Source organism: Myroides odoratimimus (genome assembly GCF_030326305.1).
Taxonomy (GTDB): domain Bacteria; phylum Bacteroidota; class Bacteroidia; order Flavobacteriales; family Flavobacteriaceae; genus Flavobacterium; species Flavobacterium odoratimimum_A.
Map to the genome: position 1 here is coordinate 1 of NZ_JACAKB010000016.1, position 25,945 is coordinate 25,945.

Annotated in this window: 21 protein-coding genes and 1 tRNA gene; 7 read left to right on the plus strand and 15 right to left on the minus strand. The window is 30.5% G+C overall.

The features are described from left to right. Positions 1 to 272: 272 nt before the first annotated feature. The 7 genes from HX049_RS11770 to HX049_RS11800 all read right to left on the minus strand — a co-directional run bounded on the left by HX049_RS11770 (position 273) and on the right by HX049_RS11800 (position 7,541). A complete protein-coding gene (locus tag HX049_RS11770; protein ID WP_286415997.1) occupies positions 273 to 896 on the minus strand; it encodes a hypothetical protein in 624 nt (207 codons plus the stop codon). Continuing rightward, complete coding sequence (locus HX049_RS11775) at positions 886 to 1,893, minus strand: cyclic GMP-AMP synthase DncV-like nucleotidyltransferase (protein WP_286415998.1); 1,008 nt, start codon at positions 1,891 to 1,893, stop codon at positions 886 to 888. Before HX049_RS11775 ends, HX049_RS11770 begins: the two co-directional genes overlap by 11 nt. 1 nt (position 1,894) lies before the next feature. Beyond that, entirely contained in the window at positions 1,895 to 2,518 is a 624-nt protein-coding gene (locus tag HX049_RS11780; RefSeq protein WP_286415999.1) for a hypothetical protein, read from the minus strand. A gap of 3 nt (positions 2,519 to 2,521) precedes the next feature. Further along, positions 2,522 to 2,752, minus strand: coding sequence for a DUF2188 domain-containing protein (locus tag HX049_RS11785; RefSeq protein WP_286416001.1), 231 nt, complete (start codon positions 2,750 to 2,752; stop codon positions 2,522 to 2,524). A gap of 380 nt (positions 2,753 to 3,132) precedes the next feature. Beyond that, positions 3,133 to 4,746 carry a hypothetical protein gene (locus HX049_RS11790; RefSeq protein WP_286416002.1) on the minus strand — a complete coding sequence of 538 codons (1,614 nt, stop codon included), beginning with the start codon at positions 4,744 to 4,746 and terminating at the stop codon, positions 3,133 to 3,135. Positions 4,747 to 4,884: 138 nt separating this feature from the next. Next, positions 4,885 to 5,805, minus strand: a complete 921-nt coding sequence (locus tag HX049_RS11795) for a hypothetical protein (RefSeq protein ID WP_286416003.1) — start codon at positions 5,803 to 5,805, stop codon at positions 4,885 to 4,887. 653 nt (positions 5,806 to 6,458) lie between these two features. After that, positions 6,459 to 7,541 (minus strand): IS110 family transposase, encoded by a 1,083-nt coding sequence (locus tag HX049_RS11800; protein WP_286416005.1) that lies wholly within the window; start codon positions 7,539 to 7,541, stop codon positions 6,459 to 6,461. A 515-nt stretch (positions 7,542 to 8,056) separates the two neighbouring features. Here HX049_RS11800 and HX049_RS11805 point away from each other — a divergent pair. Next, complete coding sequence (locus tag HX049_RS11805) at positions 8,057 to 8,746, plus strand: CBS domain-containing protein (RefSeq protein WP_286416007.1); 690 nt, start codon at positions 8,057 to 8,059, stop codon at positions 8,744 to 8,746. Between the two features lie 46 nt (positions 8,747 to 8,792). Here HX049_RS11805 and HX049_RS11810 read toward each other — a convergent pair whose 3' ends face one another. After that, entirely contained in the window at positions 8,793 to 9,758 is a 966-nt protein-coding gene (locus HX049_RS11810; protein ID WP_286416009.1) for a DUF5712 family protein, read from the minus strand. A 2-nt stretch (positions 9,759 to 9,760) separates the two neighbouring features. Further along, positions 9,761 to 10,309, minus strand: coding sequence for a BfmA/BtgA family mobilization protein (locus tag HX049_RS11815; RefSeq protein WP_286416011.1), 549 nt, complete (start codon positions 10,307 to 10,309; stop codon positions 9,761 to 9,763). A 392-nt stretch (positions 10,310 to 10,701) separates the two neighbouring features. On the opposite strand from HX049_RS11815, the gene HX049_RS11820 reads away from it, so the two are divergent. Together HX049_RS11820 and HX049_RS11825 are read left to right on the plus strand one after the other, a co-directional pair. Beyond that, entirely contained in the window at positions 10,702 to 12,405 is a 1,704-nt protein-coding gene (locus HX049_RS11820; RefSeq protein ID WP_286416013.1) for a hypothetical protein, read from the plus strand. 39 nt (positions 12,406 to 12,444) lie between these two features. Next, entirely contained in the window at positions 12,445 to 13,014 is a 570-nt protein-coding gene (locus tag HX049_RS11825) for a hypothetical protein (RefSeq protein ID WP_286416014.1), read from the plus strand. Positions 13,015 to 13,258: 244 nt separating this feature from the next. Here HX049_RS11825 and HX049_RS11830 read toward each other — a convergent pair whose 3' ends face one another. Next, a complete protein-coding gene (locus tag HX049_RS11830) occupies positions 13,259 to 13,666 on the minus strand; it encodes a helix-turn-helix domain-containing protein (protein ID WP_006263267.1) in 408 nt (135 codons plus the stop codon). Between the two features lie 297 nt (positions 13,667 to 13,963). On the opposite strand from HX049_RS11830, the gene HX049_RS11835 reads away from it, so the two are divergent. Then, entirely contained in the window at positions 13,964 to 15,175 is a 1,212-nt protein-coding gene (locus HX049_RS11835) for a hypothetical protein (protein WP_286416017.1), read from the plus strand. A 140-nt stretch (positions 15,176 to 15,315) separates the two neighbouring features. Then, positions 15,316 to 15,570 carry a DNA-binding protein gene (locus HX049_RS11840; protein ID WP_286416018.1) on the plus strand — a complete coding sequence of 85 codons (255 nt, stop codon included), beginning with the start codon at positions 15,316 to 15,318 and terminating at the stop codon, positions 15,568 to 15,570. Positions 15,571 to 15,681: 111 nt separating this feature from the next. On the opposite strand, the gene HX049_RS11845 is transcribed toward HX049_RS11840, so the two are convergent. From HX049_RS11845 to HX049_RS11855, 3 genes are all read right to left on the minus strand, one after another. Next, positions 15,682 to 17,001 carry a site-specific integrase gene (locus HX049_RS11845; RefSeq protein WP_286416019.1) on the minus strand — a complete coding sequence of 440 codons (1,320 nt, stop codon included), beginning with the start codon at positions 16,999 to 17,001 and terminating at the stop codon, positions 15,682 to 15,684. A 273-nt stretch (positions 17,002 to 17,274) separates the two neighbouring features. Further along, positions 17,275 to 17,359: transfer RNA gene (locus tag HX049_RS11850), tRNA-Ser, on the minus strand. Between the two features lie 213 nt (positions 17,360 to 17,572). Further along, a complete protein-coding gene (locus HX049_RS11855) occupies positions 17,573 to 18,973 on the minus strand; it encodes a serine hydrolase (protein WP_286416021.1) in 1,401 nt (466 codons plus the stop codon). 263 nt (positions 18,974 to 19,236) lie between these two features. Between HX049_RS11855 and HX049_RS11860 the strand changes: the two genes are divergently transcribed. Beyond that, positions 19,237 to 19,899 (plus strand): endonuclease III domain-containing protein, encoded by a 663-nt coding sequence (locus HX049_RS11860; RefSeq protein ID WP_286416023.1) that lies wholly within the window; start codon positions 19,237 to 19,239, stop codon positions 19,897 to 19,899. 313 nt (positions 19,900 to 20,212) lie between these two features. On the opposite strand, the gene HX049_RS11865 is transcribed toward HX049_RS11860, so the two are convergent. Continuing rightward, positions 20,213 to 20,800, minus strand: coding sequence for a sigma-70 family RNA polymerase sigma factor (locus HX049_RS11865; RefSeq protein WP_041891253.1), 588 nt, complete (start codon positions 20,798 to 20,800; stop codon positions 20,213 to 20,215). A 717-nt stretch (positions 20,801 to 21,517) separates the two neighbouring features. Between HX049_RS11865 and uvrA the strand changes: the two genes are divergently transcribed. After that, positions 21,518 to 24,331, plus strand: coding sequence for an excinuclease ABC subunit UvrA (uvrA, locus tag HX049_RS11870; protein ID WP_286416026.1), 2,814 nt, complete (start codon positions 21,518 to 21,520; stop codon positions 24,329 to 24,331). Positions 24,332 to 24,644: 313 nt separating this feature from the next. Here the strand turns inward: uvrA and HX049_RS11875 are convergent, their stop codons facing one another. Continuing rightward, complete coding sequence (locus HX049_RS11875; RefSeq protein WP_286416027.1) at positions 24,645 to 25,940, minus strand: glycosyltransferase family 4 protein; 1,296 nt, start codon at positions 25,938 to 25,940, stop codon at positions 24,645 to 24,647. Positions 25,941 to 25,945: the final 5 nt, after the last annotated feature.

A 25,945-nucleotide genomic window follows, 5' to 3' on the forward strand; every position in this document is an offset into this window, starting at 1 on the left:
TGTAGCAGAGAAAAAGTAGCCTAAAACATTATACTTTAAAAATTTAAAAATACTCTAGGTTTATAGGGGTCAAAACAGCATTGTAATAGCTTTTTCTTGTAATTCAATATTTTTTCTTAGACGAATCAAATGTTTAGTATAAAAATCAATGCTTTTTTCGCATTCCTCGAATAGGCGGTCGTATCCTGTCATATTTATAATAATTAAAATAAAGGGTATAGTAAAAATGATACTTTAGTGAAGTTACTTAAAATATAAAATTTTTAGTAATTTTATATTTGGTTAATGGTGACACAATCAATTAATAACGTATCTTTTTTAATTTTTCTAAAATTTCTATATTTTCTTTCATGCAGACCATTATTACATTTCTTTAGAGCTTCTTTTGACCCACAATAACATCCATCTTTTAACTTTATTTTTTGGCCTTTCAATCTATTTAAAATTAACCTATAGATAGGTAATATATCAGTTATCCCTAATATGTCATAATATCCTTCTATTACACCTTGTTTGTTATGAGAATACTCATCTCCATGGTATCTACCATTGATTTCATAATATGAATTATTTTCAAAATAGGGAATCACAATCTTATCTATAAAATCTAAAAGAGTAAATATTTGTGTTTCTAAAAAAATATCAGCTTTAGCTCTTGTTGTAAAGCAACAAGAGCCTGTATCTGAATAAATATGTCTTTCCACCTTTTTAGGAATTCTATCATCAAGTTCATGTACTATAGGAAAACAAGCAGGAAAATTTTTAAAATTTATTTCAACTTCATAGCTATCTTCTTCACTAATTAATAAACTCCCATATAGAATACAACTATCCTTTACTAACTTAAATCCTTTATGTTTCTGAAGAACTTGTTTAATTTGATCATTAATATCCATATGGTTTTGGTTTAATTAAAGAGGTTGTCAATGCAATAGATAGTACTCTGTTTTTAGTATCTTCTGTTTTATCTACACCTAATGGAAATCTATTCCCAAACTGATTATTTCTAAGAATCTCAGAAGCTTTTTTGTAATTTGGTTCCTCAAATGCTTTAAGACAATCTTCTTTTAAACTCTTTAAAACATTCAAGAAATTATTTTTACGTGTTTCTGAATAATTCGCAAAGACATCTTCTCCTTTAGGAGTAGTTGGACGTATACACTTGAAGCCATTAAGTTTTGATAATGTATTATAGATTGCCTCTACAGTTTTTCTAAATGATTCGTCCAAGTTATCCGCATCATAATAATTCTCAGTAGCAAGTATTGTTAATTCAAAGCCACTTGGAAGTTTAAGGTTAGAGTTGTTTTGTTCTCTATAATTTTTCCAAGCTTTTAAACATCTTACCACAGCTTCCAATCTATATTTTACTTTCTTTTCTTCATTAAACCATTCATAAAAGGCCTTAGGATCACTTTCTATCCATCGATTACTTTTATGAGCTAATTCTATTAAATCATCTTCTTTATAATAAATTGGTAGATCAATATGATGACCATCATTAAAAACAACTCTAATACAAGTTGCTTTTTTAATAGGAGTTTGATTAGTGTAACCATCTACTGCCTGATACACCCAATCATGCAAAGTATTAATAGTTCGTTTATTATGCTCAGATTTAGTTTTAATAAAGTATACCCCATCATCAGTATCATACTTGATGATGGAATTCTCTAATTCATCATATTCTATTAACGGGTTTATTGTAGTTCTCATTTCAGAAGAACCTTGTGGATGAAATTTTGGTTGAATCTCATCTGGTTTGTTTTCTTTAAACCATTTTTTTATTTGCTCACGAATATTAGCTCTACTTGTTGCTAATGAGTCTTTTCTTGTTTTAGTAAGTTTAATTTTACTATCAAAAGATATGTATTCTTTATTTAAAGTTGCCATATTAATATCTGTTTTTAAATTTTTTATCAGTAAAGTTTAATGTCATTATACCTTTAGTTTGAGGTTCTTTATCTGTATAATATCTACCTGTTAAAGTTTTATTATCAAGAGAATAATCCAAAATATTAGTTCCATGATGCTCAGGAATATTTAACACTGAATTGCCTAAATTATGATAGATCATAAAAATTGTATAATGATTATCCTCAATGGTTAGTTTAAGGTCTTTAGTAATTGAATAACTAGTACCTTGTGTACAGTCTTTAAAGAAAGTTCTAATTCTCAAGCTTGATCCTGTTTGCCTTATTTCTATAGCACAATCCCTTTGCTCTACTTCGCCAGTTAAATAATGTTTGAAAGAGATATTACCCTCATATCTACCACTAATATCTTTAACTTCATATAAATATTTAAAAGGAAATTTATTCCATAAGCATTTATCTATTAGTGTAATTATAATTCCAAGTATTACAGCTGTAGAAGGAAACTTTAAGTAATCAACATTAAAGAAGGACTCTAATAATTCTGTTATATATAGTACTATCTGATTAATCAATATCCCTAATAAGAGTATTGTTATTATTATTTTTGGACCATTGTAGTATATAAAATAATTCTTCGTCATATGTTAGCCTTTTGATTTTATCGGATCTATTGATTTTGGATAAGTTCTTTCTTCTTGAAACTTACCATCAAGTTTTTTGATTTTTAGAGATCCACCTCCTTTATTAATAATATCATTTTTAGCAATTTTAATTGCATCTTTCTTATTAGTAACATTTGTATTGTTATAGTTATTTGTCTTATCTTGTTTATATTGATATGTACCCTCAATTTTTGAAATAGTATATTTTTTCATTTTTAATATTTTTTAATGATTAATTAAACGAGTGTTATTAGCTCTCATTCTTGTTATAATGTTAGGTGTTAAACCTATTTGAGATATGATTTAATACTACTTAAATAGTTGCTAAGTAGTAATGTATTCTGTAACCAATCATGACGTAAGATTTGTTTTAATTTTTTACTATCACAAAGTTCTTATTGACCTACGCAACCTAATTACGCACTATATTTTATTTTTTAATATTTATATAAAACACTTATATATAAGACTTTGAATATTTTTTTTTAAACAAAAAAAGCTATGTACGCAAATAGATTGCGTACATAGCTTTTAAACAAGGTAACTGTCTTTATTCTAAAATATACATTACCTGAAAATCTAAAATAAAAATCTCATTTGTTTTCTAAGAAACTCTTATTCCAAACAATTCTATACCTACCATTTTGTTCTGGTGTCCCTCCAAGTATATCAATTGTTTTTATGTGTTTTGTTTTATTAATTTCAATAGTAGCAACTAAAGAAGGTGGCAATCCAGAATTACGGAGATTACGTAGTCTTTTATCAGTACTATAGATGAATACACGAATATATTTTACAGGTAAATATTTCTCTTTAGAAAACCAACTGCATTGTTTACGTGAATATCGTATTGCTTTTTTAATTATTCTTTTACTATCCTTCCGAATTAAATTCTCAATACTAATTTGACAATCAGTTTTAACAACTAAACTAGTGTCCTGAATTATAGTAAAAAACTTTTTTGAATGAATTTGTGTTTCACGAATATAAAAAGGATCAGGAAAATATGTTTCTAAATAATTGTTCAAGATTATAGGAACAGAACTTCTTATAGTATCATTAAAAGTCTCTAATTTATAGATGAATTTTGGAAGTTTAAATTTAGGATCAAAAGCAAGTAAATCATTTTCTAATACTCCTTTGTAAGCTTCAAAATTTGTTTCATTTTTATTTCGAAGATATTTTAATTTATTAGCATCATATGATGCCCAACCTATGGGATATGTTTTACTATATTTTGAATGAAAGGAAAGAAAAATTCGATCATATGACTTTATCAAAGACTCTGCCCATAATGCCGTAGTGAATGAATAATAAAGTACTTTATTGTAATCCCAATTCTTATTATTGATATAAACAATTAATTGCTTTTTATTATCTATTGTGCTACTTTCCAAGCAATTTTTAATCGTCCATGCTGGAACATTTACTTTTGCTTGTAGTTCTTCTAGTAAAATAGATTGAGGAATAGGTATTTGATATTTCTCAAAGAAAGTAGAATTTGTAAACGCAAAAACTTTAAATGCTAAACAAAATCCATTAGTTATATCTAGGATACCATCAAAAATATCAATAATTTTTTTTATTCCAACCTTAGCTTTACCTCCCTTTTTATCAATATATGTTATATCTCTATCTGAAAATACAATTTTCCCATGTGCAATGCCATTTCTTACATTATGAAGGTAAAAATTATTTATAAAGTTAAAGTTACTTTTCTTTAAGTATTCAATAGAATTAAAGAGATCCAATCCATCTGTGTTTTTTTTTGATTCAATCCATTTATATTCTGTTATTATTCTAGTGAATTGATAAAAAGGAGTTTCATATATATTTAATAGATTATAATGTATTTCCCTTTCAATAAAATCTATTAGATCATTATTATCTGTTGGTAATAAAATATCATGTATAGATTTGTCATTTATCGTTGTTAAAGTTTTATTTGAAAGACTTAAAAGAGATTCTGCTTTAATTAGAATATTAGCCAATAGTTTTGGATTTACTTTTTTTGCAGTTTCTAGGAAATCTAAATACTCCTCAAAAGCTTGTTTTGAGTAAAATTTCTGAGGTGCTTTATCTAAATAGTTAATCAAACATAAATAATCTATGGATGAAGTAAAATCATTATTTGGAAATTCTTTTTGGATCCTCAATCTCCAATTAGAATGTAATGTTTTAGTGATAGGATTCTCATTTAATATCATGTGAATTGAAAGCAAAATTTTTACTTCAGCACTACTTAGGAAAAAAGCTAATGTAATTTTTTTATTAAACAGAAAGCTGAAACTTCATTTTTTTTGCCTTAATCCGTCATTGCGCCAAACTTATGTTAGTTGTGGTTCTTACTCTACTATTTCATATCTTTTAAAAACGCGTTCTTCTATGTATTTAAGAGGCTCATTCTTAATAGACTTAATTAACTCATCTATTTTAGGTTCAATATTTTTTATAAATTTTACAGTTTCATTTACAGTTTTTGAATCAGGTTCTAGTTTTCCATGAGTTGTTTGATTACGAAGTTCACGAAATTCTATAAACTTTCTCCTCTCATTAATTTCAGATTCAATTCCATATACTTCAAATAATCTTGGTATATAATCTAGATTATTTACTCTCATTAAAGTAAATCTAATTTCTCTTGCATTTGCACTGTTTTTAGATTTCGGTAATTTATCTAATGCTTCAGTCATAATGTCACTAATGCATTGAATTTTTCTTTCTAAATAAGTATACGCAGAAAGTAAAGCGCCTATTGGATGAACTTTACTAAGTTTCGAAAGTTTATCAAGTTCGTGAATAGTTTTAACTTCCCTTAATTGAAAGTTTGTGAAATCATCTTCTGATAGAAAGTCTTGTAAAATTTTATCTATTTCTAAATCGTAGTTTTCTTTTAAGAAGTCTCTGAAAAAGTCATAAGTAGCTTCCATATAAAAAATTGTTGTCAATTCATTTGGAAAACCATATCGATGTTGCAAAGAATTTCTTTCATCAATTAATAATTCTAATTTATTCAGATTAGGAATTACAATTTTTTTATCTTTAGTAAGAGTATCAATCGCCCCACTAATTGAAATTGTTTCTTTTGGATTTTTATAAATTGATTCTCCTAAATCTAATAATAGATCTTTAAATATTAATTCTACAGAATTAGCTAAGTGAAGAATTGTGAATTTTCTATCTTTTTCGCTACCCCAATTGAAATGTTCGATAGAATGTGCAAATAATTCTAATGAAGAATGAAATAGAGGAGATTCGTAAGCCATATTTATTGGGATGTTTGATTTTAAAATTAAACATAACGTTATTATTTCATAAAATAATACTGATATTCGTATTTCGATAAATTTTCTACTAATACAATTAGTTTTTATAAAATAGATATTTACTAAACTAACTTAGTATAGAGATCAAAATAATTCAACAACATTATTTCTTTTCAAACTTATTTAATAATTCTCAATATGAGATACGGAAATCCGTAAACCCCTCAATATTTTGAGTCTATCTACTATTTCAAAGAAAACTATCGACTTCTATGTTGTCTTCCAAATAATCCAAGTATTATTTTTATTTTAATCACGAAATAACTTCCTTTGTATTAAGGAGTTGAAGAAGAAACAGGCTCTGCTGAGGAGCAACTTGTCAGCAATAAGCTCCCTGCGTTACACTGTAATGTTTTTTTAGGGGATGATTAATCATCCTCTTTTTTTTATCTATTACAGGTATCGCTCAATGGCTAAAAAAACCTTTTTCCCTTAAAATAGTTACTATAAAAACAACCTTCTATCAGTAGACATGATATGCTACATTTCGCTTTTTCAATTTTTATAGAATGAGGGCCGCAAACTTCGGATAGTAATTTTATTGCAGTCGATCACTAAGCGGTCACCTCAAATTTTTGTTGTTCTTATAGCTCTTAATTTTTAATACCACAAGTATATAATTTTTCATTTTTCAAAACATAATAAATTCTATTTAATAATTTACGCGCAATGCGTATAATGGCTTTATTAGGTTGCATTCGTCTGCAATATTCATTAAAAGAAATAGATAATGCAGGGTCAAACCTGATAGTCATCCAAGCACACTCCACCAGTATTCTTTTCAATATCTTTTGCCCTCTGAAGGTGATTTCTCCCATTCGCTCTTTCTCACCACTTGAATAAGAGTTGGGTATTAATCCAATATAAGATGCAAGAGAATCTGTATTTTTAAAACGGTCTATATTTTCGATTTGGGTCAAAAGAGTAATGGCACTTATCCTCCCAATTCCAGGAACACTTATCAATAGGTCAAACTCTTTTTTGTACCTTTCTTCTTCAGACAAATCCCTAATTTTCCTATTTACTTCGAGTAATAATTTACGCATGCTTTCCACTTCTGATATTAGGAATCCCAACGCATCTTTCCCATAAGGAGAACTTAACTGGACATCATCCCTTAACCATTTTATAAAGCGTTTAGTCCAGTGTGTATAAGGACTCTTGAACTGTATTGGTATGTCTATCCCATAAAAGTGGAGAAAAGCCTTAACCCTGCACTTCAGTCTAACCAAGTCTTTCACCAACATGTCACGTGTTCTGACAAGAGAACGATCTTCTAAAGTTTGTATTTTCAGAACGTGGATAGGTTGAAGCTGTCCAGCTCTTAGGGCCCTTGCAATTTTTCGACTGTCCACAGGGTCATTCTTTTGGAACATCTCTTTTTGTGTAGTGGGAATGTCCGCTGCATTAATCACGATATTGTTTATTCCTAAATCAAGCAATTCGTAATGGGATCTAAATCCACTGAACCCCGCTTCATATGCAGAATGATATTCACAATCAGGAAAATTTTTAATTAGATAGTCTGCTAAAACGGAAGCTACAGCAGGCTGGGTAAAGGTCTTATGAATGATATTTTCTGTCAAGATTGTCACTGTCCAACTTTTTAGGTGTACATCTATTCCAACAAAAAGTTTTTGTTTACTTTCAATAATTTTAGCTATTTGGTCTTCCATAAGTTGTTGTTTATTTGGTAGTTAATATTTTATTTCAAATTTATAAAACCATATAATTACTTACGTCTTTTATCATCAACATTTGACAAACATAGCGACTTCGGAGCAGTTTTCTAGTCCTCTGCAAGAGCAAGTAGTTTTGAAAACGAGAATATCAATTTCGAGTGCCTCAAAACATAACTTGCTGTTACTTATTAAACAGTATCTTTTTTAATTCAAATACTATTCATAAACATAACTTTTCTTTTCTCATAGAAATACGTGCTTTGACAAGGAGTTATATAAAAAATATGTATTATGGCTTAAATAAGTAAAGAAAAATCATGGCATAATCTTGTAGATATAACGAAGTAGTAAGCAATAAAAAAAAATGCCACATATTCACCAAAAAACAATTGTATTTTATAATTGATTTAAACTTCACTTATTGCTAAATTAAGATTTTCTCTTTAATTTGTACCGCTGACTAAAAGTCTTGAAAGATTAGTTGTAAATTTTATTAAAAGCCTTTGTAAATGAAAGATAAATTCAAAGTATCCGAATTTTTTGATTCTTCGATGCAAGTAATTTTTTGTTATGAATCCGAATCTATTTTAAAAGCAAAATCTTTAATGCTATTAAATGATTTTTCACAAATCCCCGTTTTAAATGAAAATAATAAAATCATAGGCTCTGTTAGTTGGAAATCTATTGGAAAAATGGAATCTTTAGGAGTAACATCTCCAAGTATAATTGAATATATTGAAAATTCTGCAATAATTAATGAAAATGATGATTTTTTAAAATATATGAAATTAGTAGCCAAAAAAGATTATGTATTAGTTAAAGACCAAGAGGAAAGACTTAAAGGTATAATTACAACTTATGATATGACTATTAATTTTAAAAATTTCATTATTCCTTTTTTGCATTTAGGAATTATTGAAGATTGTATTAGAACTTTAATACAATCAAATGAAATTCAAATTAAGAAAGAAGTAGATTGTTTGACTTTTGGAGAATATATCAATCTTTTGAACAAAGAACAAAATTGGAAAAAAATTACAAAACTACAACTAATTGACAAACAGGTTTTTATAGATAAACTTAATAGCATAAGGATTTTAAGAAATAATATAGCCCATTATAAAAGAAAAGGTCTATCCTCCGATGAGATATTCTCAATTGTTTCTTTTGCAACAATGATGCAAACAATATGTAGTTGAATAGATTTTGTAAAAAAACTTAAACTTCTTCATTATTTACAAATAGTTAATTAATCTTTAAACCTGTATCTCTTCTCAATTTCTTCTTTTTATAAGATTGTATATTCTCATTGTACTCGTTATTTTCTGTAGTTAATAAACTTTTAAGTAATCCAGTACCTTTTGAGTCAAATATTTCAATAATGTTGTCTAAATCTAATGAAAAGCCCAATGAAATATTTTCTATAATTGTAAAGTATTCTTCTTTATTAGTGTCGCTTAGTTTGTCTTCAATATTTTCTAAAAACATAAGTGTCTTTTTTTCTTCAACACTTCCCTTATCCATAGTTACAGAATACACAAGCTTCTCTTTAAGCCCCCTTTGATAATCAAACATAACATCAAAAAGCTTTTCGCTATTTTCTTTAAAAGCAAGATTGTCAAACTGTCCAAACTTAGCAGAGTGTGCTACGTTTTTACCTCTTGAATTATTCTTTGGGCTAAGCTTTATCTTGTTGGTTATATCCTTACGACTAACTATAATCTGTAAGTGCATTTGTTCACCTTCTTTAATATCACCAGTGTTTACTTCTCCATCTTTTACTTTTTCATCCGTATTAGAGTAATACCTAAAGTACTCAAGCTTTCCAAACCAAAGAAGATCTTTACTACTTGTAATACTATCTTTTTTAAAGTTAAGTGCATAAGCATCCATAACAGCAGTAGCATATTCTTTTAGTTTCTGCTGTAATAATTCCTCTGTATACTTCTGTTTTAAAAAGAGAATTTCTTTTTCACTTGGACTAATATTTACTAAAAAGAACTTATCATCTGTTTTACTAAGCTTAGCTACGTTGTTATCAATTTTAACTCTTACTTCTTGATGTAGCACATCGCATCTATCATTTGTAAACCAAAGCTCTTTCTCTGCTTCATTAGCCTTTAGTTTGTTTTCTTTCTCTAAGTATTCAACAAGTCTTGCAGAGCTCCCTTTGTTATTTCCTGTTTCTGAATTAGTAGTATTTATAAACATAGCTACATATTATTTAAAGATTGTCTTACATGTTCTATTAGCTGTTCTTTCTTTGCATTAGCTGTTGTCCAACCCATTTCTTCACGTGAATGGATGTAATACTCTAAAAGCTCTCTAAACTGCTCTTTGAGCTCATCTTTTTGCTTTTGATGATTTACTAGTACTCTTATTCCACCTATTATACTTTTTGTGTACTTTAATAGGGCAATACTTACCTCGCTTTCTCTAGCTAAATGAGTATCAATATTACTAAGCTTATCATTACTTTGAGCCATAGCAACCTTTAAAAATCCTACATCAGTATAACTTGGCAATAGAAAATCTTTCTCTTGTTGTTTTATAAAAGAGATTATCCGACTGATTCCTGAGGATAATTCTCTTTTTAAAACTTCATCTCCAAAATCTGATGGATCTTTTTTACTTCTATAGAAGTAATCAACCATCTGAGTAAATAACTCCTTCTTGCTTCGCTTAAATCCTAAAGCGAGCTTTTCAAGCTTTTCATTAACTGATTTTGAAAAACGAATACTACTTGTATCTATTTGTTTCATACCAATTCTTTTTTAGTTCATTAATCTTAAAAAGAGTATACCCTTAAGTATACCTAAATCACATCTCTAACAAGGCTGAAAGCCCTAGAGTATACCGTAAGTATACTCTAACCCTTTGCAACGTCAGTAAAAAGGCAAGCGACTAGGGCTCTGCCCAAGTCCCGCTTGCTTTTTTCAAAACCATAGATTTCCGTAAAAGAAAAGAGTAGTGATATACTACTCTTTTAATATCTCTTTAAGCAAAGTAAATCAATGTGACTGAGAATATTGTAAGACATAATTAGCCAAATAGAGTCATTAAAAATAATGAGGAATAATTAATCCTTTGTAAGAATATATTATCCAATAAAATCCGAACAACTTGCAAGTGAATAACTTAAAAAAATCACATTATGACTAGTATTAAAAATCACATTTCAAGTTTAAGCATTCCTAGTGCCTTAATAGAAAATTTACAGAAAATAACTATTGATGAAAATTATACTTTTTACTTTATTTTCTACTCCGAATCAAACTTACTTACATTACCAACAATAACAATTGCAGGGAGAGGTGATGTATTTAAAGAATTAACAAATCAAGATTGGGTAACTCAAAGTATTGATTTATATAATGTTATTATCAATCTTTTTGAGATAGATGCTCTCATTGAGTACCAACTGAATTCTCAAAAAATGTATAGTCATCTAAATTGTCAACTCGATCAATTGGTTTTCCAAGCTGAAGAGGATTATGGTGGATATTTAGGACTGCATTTTATGAAAAAAACTGGAAAAGCCTATCTAAAAAAAACAAGGAAATGGCTTGAAAACAGAAGTAAAAATCATCTTAATAAACTTGATGAGTATATTGTTAGAATAGAAGATAGAGATAGTAACTATGTTACAATAGTCAATGCGCTTAAACAATTATTAAAAGAAGTCCTCATAGATTTTACAACTATATTTTTTCCTCCTTTTTTAATGCAAATACCTTCTGAAGAGGAAGTATTGAATTTTATATTAAAACATTCTAAATCAGTATCTAAGTACAATTGGCCTCAGATAGATACTGTAAGGGAATATAGGTTTCAGAAATCTAACCCTCCCATACAGCATCTTTTATATATTTTTAATTTCGACAAACAAGAAGAAAACAATAAATATGAAATCACTCTATTAATTGATATTATGCGAGTATTTATAAGTTTATTTTCAACCACTCTTCTATATCAATATACAGAAGAGTATAAAAAGAGAACTAAACAATTAAAAATTCACAATATAAGAGAAGAGGCTAAAGCTAGTGTAGAATCATGGGAAGAAACGTTAGAGAATCAGGTAAAAGCAACTCTTAAAACTTTTTATAGACCTAAGTCTGTATTTCTTCTTTCAAAGAGACACTTTAATATTCCGCTAACTGAATTAAACTATGAAAGAGGAATCCACTTATTTATAGTGGTATTAACTCAAAAAAGAACTTATCAGGACATTAGGCAGTTTTGTAAGGCAATTACTAAGCAAACTAGTGGGCAAGTTAAAGTTACGGCTATACTTCAAAAAGCAAGTGATTGGACAAGAAATATTCCTATGTTCTTTGAGTTTTATAAAAAATATTTTACCAACCAAAACTTATTTTATGGCAATTCAATTTATATAAGCCATGATAAGGACGAAGATATTATAACTGATAATAAAAATAAATATATTCAAGAATGCTTAGAATCACTTAATCAAGCTTATTTGAATATTAAAGAGAATAGTAATGCAATATTCTGTGAAGCGCAAGTGATGCTTTATCATTTTGTTATACAACAATCACTTGTATTACTTATTTATAAAAAACTTGAATTTATTCCGAGTATTATTGATGTAAACTATCTATATGATTTAATTCAATGGTGTTATCCCTCTGTTTATAAAAACATAAATGATTTACCCGCAGTAAAAAAAATTCTATTTAATAAGGACTGTTTTGTAAAATATTACCCTAAACCAAATGATTTTATAGCTGATTGTACATTAGAGGATATTAAGGAATTGGACTCATTTTGTGATATGATATACTCACTTACAAAAGAAGAGGTAAAAGATAGTTCGCTTTTAATTGAGCTCTAATAGTATAAGTGAATGTTTAATTCTTTTAAAGTTATACTTATGAAAAAAACAACGATCTCTTTAGAAACACATCTATGGTATGTACAAGACCTTAAAGTTCCATATAACCTACTTAAGGCTCTTTTTTCCTATACTAATCCATCTGAGTTAAGAACAGACTTTAATGAGTTAATGTGTTATGTAAATAGCTTAACTATATGTATGAGTAGAACTCCTGCAAAATCTTTAGAAGTATATAGTTTTCTTCGTTCGATTATTCGGGTGAGTTATAAAATGTATTGTAAGCCCAAAAAGTATCATGTACAATTACCTCTAACACCTTTAGATAAGACTAGTTTCCATCTTTTTATAGGCAATTTACTATACAATGAATACTTAGACCCTTATCTGACATTTAAAAATGTATTTGAAAAGCAATCTTATAAGAAATTAGAGAGCGATCTATATCAGATTATACAGTATGCAATAGGTAGTTTTTCAGATAATCTACCGCCAAAAAGCGTGAGTACAACTTTTATAAATATAAATAAACTACTTGATGCTTGTTGGTTAATTCATAAACGAGGTTATCTTAGAGATTCTAAGGAGTTATTACCCACAACGAAATGACGTTAGAATCATCGAGATGTGTCTTTGTCCTTACAAATTGAAAATTTTCCAGTATAAAAGACCACTCGTTTTTCTCCCGAAGGTCGCAAAATTGGTAAAGAGAAAGGAGTATTAATTACCAGAATACAAGAAACAAAAAAGCTAGAGTACAAAATTATAGGTACTCTAGCTTTTTCTATTTTATATAGACTCAAAAAAAGCCTAGCTAGAAGGTTAAGCTTTAATATTTTTATTATTGTTCTATCTACTTAGTTTGAATCAGCTTCTCTAAACGCATCATCATTTCGTCTTTCTCCTTTAGCATACGCTCATATAAGGCAATCTTTTCTTCGTGAAGTTGAACTATCTTATCAATGGAATTGTTATTTTGAATATTTAAGCCATTATTATTGATAGCATTATCAGAAAAATTACAAGCAATATTATAAACAGCCTGCTCTTCATCAAAATTCTCAATTGCTTCTACAGGTATTTTAAGCACCTTAGAAATCTGTTGTAATAAAGCATTATCAATAACTTCTTTCTGTTCAAGTAGAGATATCTTCTTTTGATTCCAATCCTCTCCTAAATCAAAAGCAAGAACCTCTTGTTTGATTCCAAGCATTTCTCTAAAACGCTTTACATTTCTTCCTTGATGTATTTTATGTTCCATAATTAATAGCTGAGTTAAGAAGGCTCAAAGATAAAGCCAATGATTTAAAAAGATTGAATTGTAAAGTTATTAAAAATAAATAGAATTCTAAATTATCTAAAATAGAATACAAATACAAAGGATATAATATCCTTTTAGAGAATTTTTTATTCTTTAGAAAGTGAACAACTTTGAACACAATTACAATAAAACTTTACTAAAGGAACTACTCTCGAATTGTCTACAAAGAGAGATGGATTATCACTTTTTTAAACTAAGAAAACTAAAAAATATAAGTTGAACTAAAAAATAAACATTATGAAAGATATTTACTGGTGCCCACCTGACGACAAATTAGAAATTCCTGAATACTTACTCAATGGAGGTATATTAGAAGCCTTGAGTTCATATACTTTAGAATCTTTTCGAGAATTATTAAAAGAACTATCACGCTTTAATGAATCAGTCACTAGCAAAAAAAAGCGAAAGCAAATTTGTGAGCGACAAATCCCTTTTGTAGTAGATATTAAAATGATGATTATGGGATGTCATTTTTTTATTCACCAGAAAAAACAACTCAAATATTGGGATGATTGGATCGATATTCCGTGGGTTAAAAATCCTTATCGTTGTGTACTTGAATATCGCTCTAGAGAGGATTTAAAAATTAATCATCATCTTGCTCATTTAGAAGATTCTTATACTTTACTTAGCATCAAAGAAGTGCAGAACTTTCAAAAAACATTTAAACGTTTTTTTAAACCAATGGACTTATCACTTTGGATAAAAATGCTAGATCATTGGAAAGAAGCTTTGGAGAGAAATCAGGACATTACCGATGTTATGGGACCTCCTCCTTATAAAGTATATGATGCTATATTAAAATTATTTGAAGCTAGCTACTTAGCAATAAGTTGGGCTGATTACAGTTATTTACCTCCCAATAATCATCTATGGCAACACTATTTAGGCAGTCCATGTGAAGGTTACCAAGCCAGTAATCCTTTTGAGAATATCATTCTTATCTTCAATACAATGGGATATTATGAAATTCAAGAAGCTATTAAAGTGATGTATTCTAACTCAAAAAAAGAAGATACTTTCCTTATACAAAACATTACTAATTTTCGATTTACCTTAAAGTGGTTACTACATACAGGATGGGTACTACTACAAACTGATTATTATCCAGCCAGTTGGCTTAATCCTGATATTCTAAACTACATTAACTGTCCATTTTCCATAGAGGAACTACGTATTTGGAAACCTATATATCTAAGTGCAGCAGAAAGTGAAAACCTAAATCTAACTCTTTCTATACTCTATCACAATATTGATATTAGGGAATTTATATACGAGGTAGAAGATCGACTAATCCAATCTATTACTGATAAACAAGCTATAGAAACAACTGATTCCGATTTGAATACTGAAACTACCTTGCTTAAAATCTTAGATGTTATAACCTTATTAGCTACTGATTTTTGCAAGAGTAAAATAAAAGAAGGATTGAATTATAAAGAATTATAGAATGCATTTTATCGAAAAAATTAATTCTTACAAGATCTTAAACTAGGCAAGATAAAGCCAAATAGACTTTAAAACTGCCAAAAACAGAGTGTCATCTGTTTTGATTGTAGTTTAGTTGTTTAACCTTAAAGAGAACTATCATGGAAAGTCAAATCACAAAAGAAGATTTAAGATTGTTTGCTCAAACAATCATTGGAGAGCTAAAAGAATTATTAGCTAAACAAAGCAAAGAGTGTTCACCCGAATGGGTAAAAGCTAAAGTAGCAAGGCAATTACTAAGTATCTCGCCAGCTTCACTACAAACTCTTCGAATCAGTGGTAAATTGCAGTATCGAAAAATACTAGGCTCGTATTACTACAACAGAAAAGAGATAGAGAACCTATTTAATAAGTAGAGGTTAACTTCTACTTATTAAATAGGTTGAAAATTGACTCCCTTAAATTCCTTACTTGCAGATACAACAGTTGAATTGTTAGAAAGTGTAGAGAATTTAAGGGAGTTTTTATTATCCATTTAGCTGATTAATAAAATTAGTTAGTTGGGTTAATTTATCAGGATCTAGCTTTTTTAAACTCTCTAATAAATCTGTGTAATTATCACTTTGTTTATTTGCTTTTCCTTCAAGCTTATCTTTTAATATCTGCATTTCTGTTTTGATAGACTCTTCTTCTGTTAGAGCGTATTCCTCAGTCTGTTTAACAGAGTGATGACCTAACATTTCTTTTACTACGTGAATAGGTACGCCATTGCCAAGAGTTACAGTACTTCCAAAAGTTCTTCTTGCCTTATGTGTATTTAGCTCACTTATCTCGCACAGTGAGGCGATCTCTTTTAAATACTCATTCATTTTTTGATTAGAGCGAACGGGAAGTACTATATCTTTATAAGTGCAATCAGGATGATCTTTATACTTTTCCATTATCTCAATAGCTTTTGGAAGTAATGGAATGGTAATATTAGCATCTGTCTTTTGTCTGTTGGTTCTTATCCATAGATTGCCCTCTTCATCTTTAGTAATATCGCTTTTCTTTAGCTGAAACACATCGATATAAGCAAGACCAGTATAACACTGAAAAACAAAGACATCTCTTACAGTTGCTAGTCGCTCGTTAATAAACTCTTTGTTTTCTAAAATAGATAGCTCTTGTTTGCTTAGTGGTTTCTTATTGAGCTTAGTCTTTTTAGGTTTGTATTGTACAAATGGATTAGAAGCAATAATCCCCTTAGCAACAGCTCTTAGAACAATCTTCTTAAAGTTTGAGATATACTTAATAGCTGTGTTATTAGAACACGCTCTAACGGTCTTTAAATAGTGTTCATAGCCAATTACAAACTCATAATTGAGTTCTCTAAACTCTATGTCGTCTTTACCACATACATAACGGATATATTCAGCTACATGTGATCTTGCTGTTACGTATCTTTCATGTGTTCCAATTGCGTACTCTTTAGGGACAAGCTTAAAAACTTCATCATTGTGCTTTTGAAACTCTTCTAAAACTTTGACTTTACTTGTTCCTTTGCCTTTGATATAATCCATAAGTACAGAAGCAGTAATAGGCTCTTCATTGCTTAAGAGCTCTAATTTGTACTTAGTAATCTTTGATACGATTGTATCTAAGAGGTAGTTTAGCGTTTTAGCATCTTCTTTAGTGCCATTGGCACGACCTGCTTTTTGGTTCCATCTGTTGATATCCCATTTATGACTTAAAGAAGTCTCTTTGCGAATACCATCTACTGTGATTCTAAGATAAACACCTCTTAAATCACTTTTCTCTCTATTGGGTTTAAGAAAGAAATTAATTGATAACTGTTTTTCTAACATAATTCAACTGTTTTTAAATATTAATAAATGTCGAATTAAAACGTTCCAAAATCACAGTTTAAAACTCTCTGGCGCCATTTGGCGTAAGGGTTCACTAAGTTTGAAGGTGCGCATCACTAAAATATTTTTCTGTGCACCGAATCAAGTGTATTTTTGGGTGCACTTTTTTAAAAAATGGGATATCCCTAAAAAAGAAAAAACCTATAACTCGTTGTGAATCATAGGTTTTGTGCTTTTTTAATAACTTTTGAAAAGTTATCTTTTATAAATCAGCGGAGAAAGAGGGATTCGAACCCCCGGACCTGTTACAGTCAACGGTTTTCAAGACCGCCGCATTCGACCACTCTGCCATTTCTCCAGTGGTCTGCATTACTTCCGTATTGCGAGTGCAAATGTAGCACAAATATCCAAACCTCCAAACTTTCGAGATAAAATAATTGAAAGTTTTTTCAGTAAAGCTCTTACTTCAGATCATAGCTATAGAATAAAAAACTAAGTATCAGCCTTATACTCCCCTAACCGATTCGCTGTCTTTTAAAAATAAAAAACTCCTTAGTAGGAGTTTTTAGTATTATTTGTCTTCAAAAAGCTTAACGACTAATTTATAACTTAAAGAATCTAGTCCATTAAGAGCTCCTTCAGAAGAGCTATTAGAAAGAACTATTAGACCTTTCTTTCTAACAGGGTCAAAAGCCACATAGTTAGAATATCCTGCATCTATACCTCTTGTGAAGTAAAGAGGCTCTCCAGAACCAAAAGGATAGCCTATCTTCCACCCTAAACTAACCCAGTAATTAGGACTTACAATAAGAGTAGGCTTCTGTGTCAGCTGTAGTACCTTATCTTCACTATTAAACTGCGCTTGAATGAACTTCGTCAAATCAGCTGCTGTTGAGATCCCACCACTAGAAGGTAATAAAGCACCTACTTTGATAGGATATACTTCCTTAAGGTTTACATTAATTCCTTTTACAACTTCGCGTTTCTTCTTAGACATATACACGGTAGAGTGATTCATACCATACCTAGCAAATACTTTCTCTTCAACTAATTTATCAAAAGGTTTATTATACACCTTACTCAAGGTATTACCTAGTATAGCGTATCCAAGAAAAGAAAAGCTCTGTCTCTTCTCTGCACTTATCGTATCTGTCTCTAGATTATGTTGTAAATAATCTTCTAATTGAGCACTAGTTAGATTAGTCAAATAATCATCCTCTACCTTTGGATCATCAGACTTTATCTCAGGCAACATAGGCACTAAGGAAGAATGATTAGCCAAAGCGATAAAGGGAAGTTTAATATTCTTATTAAAACTAAAGTCATAATACTTATTTACATCAGTAGTCATATCTATACCTTGCTCTAGTACAGCATCAGCTAATACAGTAGAAGTAAATATCGTCATTAGATTAGCCATAGAAAACTTACTATTTGTATTGTTCTCTATTTTCACCCCATCTCCTACTTTCTTAAAACCGTGGTATTCTACCTTATCATTATCGATAATAGCGATGGCATACTGTCCTTTATCAGGAAGATTAGTCGTTTCATTTGCGATAATTTCTTCTATACTAAACTTCTTGAATGAATCATCCACAGGCTTAGGCATATCTAATAATCTAAATCCAACTACCTCCCCTGTATCATTCATCGCTAGATTAAGTAATGCAACATCATTATTCTCAAACTCCGTTTTAAACAATGCTAACTGATTATTATCTAAACCATAGAACTCCATATTCTTAATATTACCAAGTTTTTCTTTCATCTCTACAAAGAATAACTTAGCCTTAGCACTAGGCAACTCTTCTTTTAAAGATGGTGCAAAGTGGCTGTAAATATCATCGTAATCATTGGTATTGTAATCCTTTACAAAAGTATCTATTAAAAGTTTAAACTCTTTCTCTTGAGCGAAAGAACCAAAACTCATCAATAAACACATCGCTATGGAAATACTTAATCTCTTCATTTCTTAATTTTATTTTGCAAGGATAAATATATCAGTTATTATCCGATAATTTTCTCCCTTTAACAAGAATAAAAGAAAATAAGAATTTTCCATCTTCTTTTAAGTTAAGTACATCAACCTCTATATAGAGCATCAAACCTCTGTTAGCCTAACACCATACCATGTCTCTCCTTCCTATTCTTAAATAAAGAAACTCTATTATGATTACGAGAGTCTCTTTATTTTTTTAAGTATATTCGCCCTAAATAAAAAACAGAAAGACTATGACTAAGAGTGAAAAAGTAAAATTTGCTATGGAAACATTGGACGCTCTTTATCCAGAAGTTCCTATTCCATTAGACCATAAAGACCCTTATACCCTTCTGATCGCTGTACTTCTATCTGCACAGTGTACAGATGAACGCGTAAATAAGATTACCCCACTACTATTTGCTAAGGCTGATAATCCGTATGATATGATCAAAATGACAGTAGAAGAAATACAAGATATCATCAGACCTTGTGGGTTATCTCCTATGAAATCTAAAGGTATTTATGGGTTATCACATATCTTAATTGATAAATATAATGGAGAAGTCCCTCAAGATATGGCTGCATTAGAAGAACTACCTGCCGTAGGTCATAAGACAGCTAGTGTTGTTATGTCTCAAGCATTTGGAGTACCTGCTTTCCCAGTAGATACCCATATTCATAGATTAATGTATCGTTGGAATTTCTCTAATGGAAAAAGTGTAGAACAGACTGAAAGAGATGCTAAACGCTTATTCCCAGAGGACAAATGGAACCTACTACACTTACAACTAGTATGGTATGGTAGACAGTACTCTCCTGCACGTGGTTGGAATCTAGAAATAGATATTATAACAAGTGTGATAGGTAGAAAGACTGTAATCAATGAATACTATAAGAAGAAAGAAAAGAAATAATACTGCTAATCCTAGCACATCAGTGTAAGATAATATAGAGGTATCGAGCAGTAATCTAAGATCATCACAAGGTAAAAAAAGAGGTTAAGTAAAATGACTTAACCTCTTTTTTTAATTCTCTTTCGAGTAAAGCGATAGATTATTGATTAACCCGTTTAGCCTAACTAGGCTCAATCCTTTAGAGTAATTCAAAAGGAATTTAATGGTCTCTTCTTTGGGTAAACTAAATGAACTAGTTTTCGTTGTGTAATTTTTCTTCATATGTGGCGCGTTTTGTTGTTTATACAATACTAACGACAAAACACTTCACATATTATATCTCTGTCAAAATAATATTTTTTTCGTCAATTAATTTTCTTAAATTAAGCAATGCATATCGCATTCTCCCTAGAGCAGTATTAATACTTACATCCGTTAATTCAGCTATCTCCTTGAAACTCAAATCTTGATACATACGCATCGTGATCACTTGACGTTGATCTTCTGGTAGCTCTTTTAACAATAAATGTAGATCTGACTCTATCTGCTGTTGGATAATATCTCCTTCTATTGTATTAGAATCATCTTTTAGAAAAGAGAAAATAGGCAACTCCTCAGAATCATACTGAAACTGTACACGCTTCTCTCTTCGGTAGTGATCCATTACTAAATTATGAGCAATACGGATAACCCAAGGTAGAAACTTACCTTCTTCATTATATCTACCCGATTTAAGGGTATTAATTACTTTTATGAATGTATCTTGGAAAATGTCATTTGCTAACTCAGCATCGGATACCTTAGAAAAGATAAAACCATAGATCTTAGACTGGTGTCTTTTGATCAAAACCTCTAACGCCTCTTCACCACCTGCAATATATAATGTTACAAGGGCTGCATCAGGCATATTTATATATACCATACCAAATTTCTTTTTTAAAACTGTAAATAGATTTTTATAAAGTAATTTTGTATTATAGGCTTTGATTTTTATCGTTTAACGAGACAAATATATAAAATTATATTTGTTAAAATAAATAAAAAATAAAAGTTTTTTTTAGAACCTCAATCAACAAACGTTATCATATCTCATCATTTAGCCGGAAAACAATAAAATTCACATATCTTAAATTTGTCTAAATGAAATAATCACAATATTAGGCAAAAATAGATGTAAAAAACACAATTATATCTAACGACATAACCTGTATATTTTTGGAGAACTAACTTCCTTTTGCTCATTCATATTATTTCATTCTTATTCCTATCTGATTGTAATCTAGCTTCTGTCTTGTTTCCGAGAGATGCCCTAGAAGCGACTTTTGGGGAACAACTCGAAAATAAAATAGAGTAACCACAGAACTAAAACAGATGTAACATCAGGCCATGACTGACTTTATCTCTAAACAATACCCTCTCTTTTACTCCTATTTACTCCATTTTTTGACTTTCTACTACATCCATTATTTCATTCTTTCTATATTGCGACATCGAATCGTTCTTCTATCCCACTCTGTATACCAGATGGCAATGCGAAATATTATAGCAGATTCAGCTTTTTGCACAAGATTATACCTTGTAGAGTTTTAGAGGAATTAAAGAAAGCATTATCTTTGTTTATTAAACCTTTATAGGCTACATGAAAAAAATAGATTTCTCCAATATAGATCCCAAAAAGAATATTATCATCAAGGGCGCTCAGCTACACAATCTAAAAGATTTAGACGTTGTCATCCCTCGTAATAATCTTGTTGTTATAACAGGATTATCTGGTTCTGGTAAGTCCAGTTTAGCTTTTGACACCCTATATGCAGAAGGACAAAGACGCTATGTAGAGAGCTTATCTTCTTATGCTAGACAATTCTTAGGGCGTATTAACAAACCTAAAGTAGAATACATAAAAGGGATTGCTCCTGCGATTGCGATTGAACAAAAAGTAAATACTAGCAATGCTCGTTCTACAGTAGGTACCTCTACTGAGATATATGACTATATCAAATTACTTTACGCACGTATCGGAAAGACATTTTCTCCTATCTCAGGAGAAGAAGTAAAGAAGGATACTGTAAGTGATGTATTAGACTATGTTAAGAGCTTGGCTATTGGAGCCAAATTATTATTGCTTGCTCCTATTGATTTAGGAGAAGACAGAGAGCTTTATGAGCATCTTAATGTACTACTTCAGCAGGGATATGCTAGAATATTAGTGCATGGAGAGACTTTGCGTTTAGACCAATACATTAGTGATAATACAGAAGATATCATTAACCAAGTAGATGCCACTCAGGTTTATCTAGTTGTAGACCGTATCGTAGTAAGTGATGATGAGGATTTCTTTAACCGTCTAGGAGACTCTGTAGAAACAGCTTTCTTCGAAGGAAAAGGATATTGTTATATCGTAGATCTTAAAGATAAGAAGCGCAAAGAGTTCAGTAATAACTTTGCCCTAGATGGAGAAGTATTCCTTGAGCCTAATGTTCATTTGTTTAGCTTTAATAATCCTTATGGAGCTTGTCCATCTTGTGATGGATATGGTAATATTATTGGTATTGATGAGGAACTAGTTATTCCTAATACAGGACTTTCTATATATGAGAATGCTGTTTTCCCTTGGAGAGGAGAATCAATGGGCTGGTATAGAGATCAATTGGTTAACAATGCTTATAAATTTGACTTCCCAATTCACAAACCTTATTTTGAGCTAACAGAAGAACAAAAGGCATTAGTATGGGAAGGAAACTCATTATTCACAGGATTAAATGATTTCTTTAGAGAATTAGAAGAGAAAAACTATAAAATTCAGAACCGCGTCCTTTTATCTCGTTATAGAGGAAAAACAAAATGTCCTACTTGTAAAGGAAAGAGACTGCGTAAAGAAGCGAGTTATGTAAAAGTAGGTAATAAAACAGTAAGTGAGCTGGTAGACCTACCGATCAAACATTTGATTACCTTCTTTAAAGATTTAAAACTGAATGAATACGAAGCAAAAGTAGCACAACGTTTATTAATCGAAATCAACAACAGACTTGGCTTTCTAAGTAATGTAGGGCTTGACTACCTAACATTAAATAGAAATTCTGCTACACTGTCGGGAGGAGAATCTCAGCGTATTAACTTAGCCACTTCATTAGGAAGTAGTTTAGTAGGGTCTATGTATATCTTAGACGAACCTAGTATAGGATTACACCCTAAGGATACAGAGAAGTTAATCGATGTATTGAATAACCTTAAACAACTAGGGAATACAGTTATCGTGGTAGAACACGATGAAGATATAATGAAATCAGCTGATCAGATTATAGACATCGGTCCTGAAGCTGGTAGCTATGGAGGGCAACTAGTAGCTCAAGGTGATTATGACACTATTTTAAAAGCAAACTCTCTAACAGGGAAATACCTTAGTGGTGCCCTTGAAATTGCTGTTCCTAAAAAACGTAGAGGGTACAAGCACTTTATCGAAATAGTAGGCGCTAGAGAAAACAATCTAAAAAATATAGACGTTACATTTCCACTAGACTGTCTAACAGTAATCACAGGAGTATCTGGTAGTGGTAAAAGTACATTAGTCAAAAAGATATTATTCCCTGCACTACAGAAAAAACTAACTGGACTTAGTGATAAACCTGGTCAGTTTACAGAGATGAAAGGGGAATTTGGTGGTATTAAATCAATAGAATATGTAGATCAGAATCCGATCGGAAGAAGTTCTAGATCTAACCCTGTAACCTATATCAAAGCCTATGATGATATTAGAGATTTATACTCTAAACAACAATTGTCAAAGCTAAGAGGCTACCAACCTAAGCATTTCTCATTTAACGTAGATGGTGGTAGATGTGAAACTTGTAAAGGAGAAGGAACTGTTACAGTAGAAATGCAGTTTATGGCAGACGTTCACCTAGAATGTGAAACTTGTCATGGTAAACGCTTTAAAAAAGAAATACTAGAAGTCAATTTTGAAGGGAAAAATATCGATGATTTACTGACCATGACGATAGACGATGCCTTAATGTTCTTCCAGCAACATAAACAAACTAAAATTGCACAAAAACTACAACCTCTACACGATGTAGGACTTGGTTATGTACAGTTAGGACAGTCTTCTTCTACCCTATCAGGAGGAGAAGCACAGCGAATCAAACTTGCTTCTTTCTTATTAGCTGGTACAACAAGAGATAAGGTATTATTTGTTTTTGATGAACCAACGACAGGATTACACTTCCACGATATTCAAAAACTATTGAAATCATTTGAAGCTTTAATTGAAAAAGGACATTCTATTATTGTAATTGAGCACAACCTTGATTTAATTAAATGTGCTGATTATATTATAGATATTGGACCTGAAGGAGGAGAAAATGGAGGGCAATTAGTTGCTTTTGGCACACCTGAAGAAGTTGTAAAAAACAAAGCTTCCCTGACTGGAAAATACTTAAAAGATAAACTTAAGTAATACATTAGATAATTACGAATTACGACTATATACCTCATAACTAAAAGGCTGTATCAAATAATGACACAGCCTTTTTTAATTGTTTCAGCTTAGGTCAATTAAAAAGACTTGAAAACATGATTATACAAAGATGTTTTTTAGAACAATATAAATTATCAATTGAGCTCGGGTTCTTTATAAATTTTGTGTATTTCCTCTTTCGTTAACAAAGTGCAATAAAAAAGGTAACCTCGAAGTTCAAGATTACCTTTTTTATTATTATAATATTCTATGATATAAATCCCTCATGCCGAAGGCTAATCATTCCTATTTTTCAATTCTTAATTAATTTGGCTAGTTTCTCAGTCAATCTCTTTCTACTGAAATACTGCAGTCCCATAGCGAATACTTTTAATTGATTCTGTTGATACTGCTCAAAGTATTCTAATAGAATATCTCTGACCCTATCTTTCTCAGAATACAACACCACTTTCCCTGTATTCGTTTCCTTTATGATATCGAAAAAATCAGAATCCTCAGGTCCTATTCCTAATATTGGACGTTCTGATGCCATATACTCAAATAACTTACCAGGAATAATCGCCTTAGTGTCTTCTGAATCTATTTCAACTAACAACAGTACTTGTGAAGCACGCATCTGTCTCAATGCTTCAACATTATCTACATAACCATGATTAACAACGCAGTCCTCTAGTTTAAACTCTTTAATGGTATCTAGAATCTGATTACTTACCTTCCCAACTAATTTTAGCTGAAATACTTCTTTAAATGCCTTATTCTCTTTTCTTAACTCTGAGATAGCTTTCCATAAAACCCTAGGATTTCTATCAGATAAAAACGAACCAATATGTGCTAAAGTAAATTTCTCATCTAGAGGTACTTTTCCAAGATTCGTAATATCATAACCATTCATAATCACAGTAATAGGCTTATCCGTTTTAGCTCGGAACTCCTCTTTAGTTGTTTTACTAGTGACAATAATCTGATCTGCTTTATTTAAAACCTCTTTCTCCAACTCCAAATGCTTAGTTGCACTAGACTGATTTAGCTTTAACTCTTTATGATAGCCAATAGTTGTCCACGGATCTCTAAAGTCAGCTATCCATTGGATGTTTAACTGCTCTTTAAGAGCCATTCCTATCAAATGCATACTATGAGGAGGACCTGTTGTAATAACGGTCTCTATATCCTTATTTTCCTTTAAGTACTTAGATAAATAAGCTACTGAAGGTTTCACCCAACTTACTCTAGCATCAGGAATAAAGAAATTACCTCTAACCCAAAGCAATAATTTATCTGTAAATGATTGTTTCTTTTTATCTGGAATAATACCTGCACTTAAAGTATCTGTTTTCTTCCCACTTACTAATTTAGCCTTGCTATAAGGCTCACTAATAGGCTTCCTAAGAATCGTTATTTCAGGGCTTACCTCCTGATCATTACTAGAATCTAGCAATGGATAACTCGGATTCTCTGGTATATACACTATAGGCTCTATATCAAAGCTAGGCAAGTATTTGACGAACTTTAACCAACGTTGTACTCCTGGTCCTCCTGCTGGAGGCCAATAATAACTTATGATTAAAACTTTTTTCTTAGGCATACTCATACTAC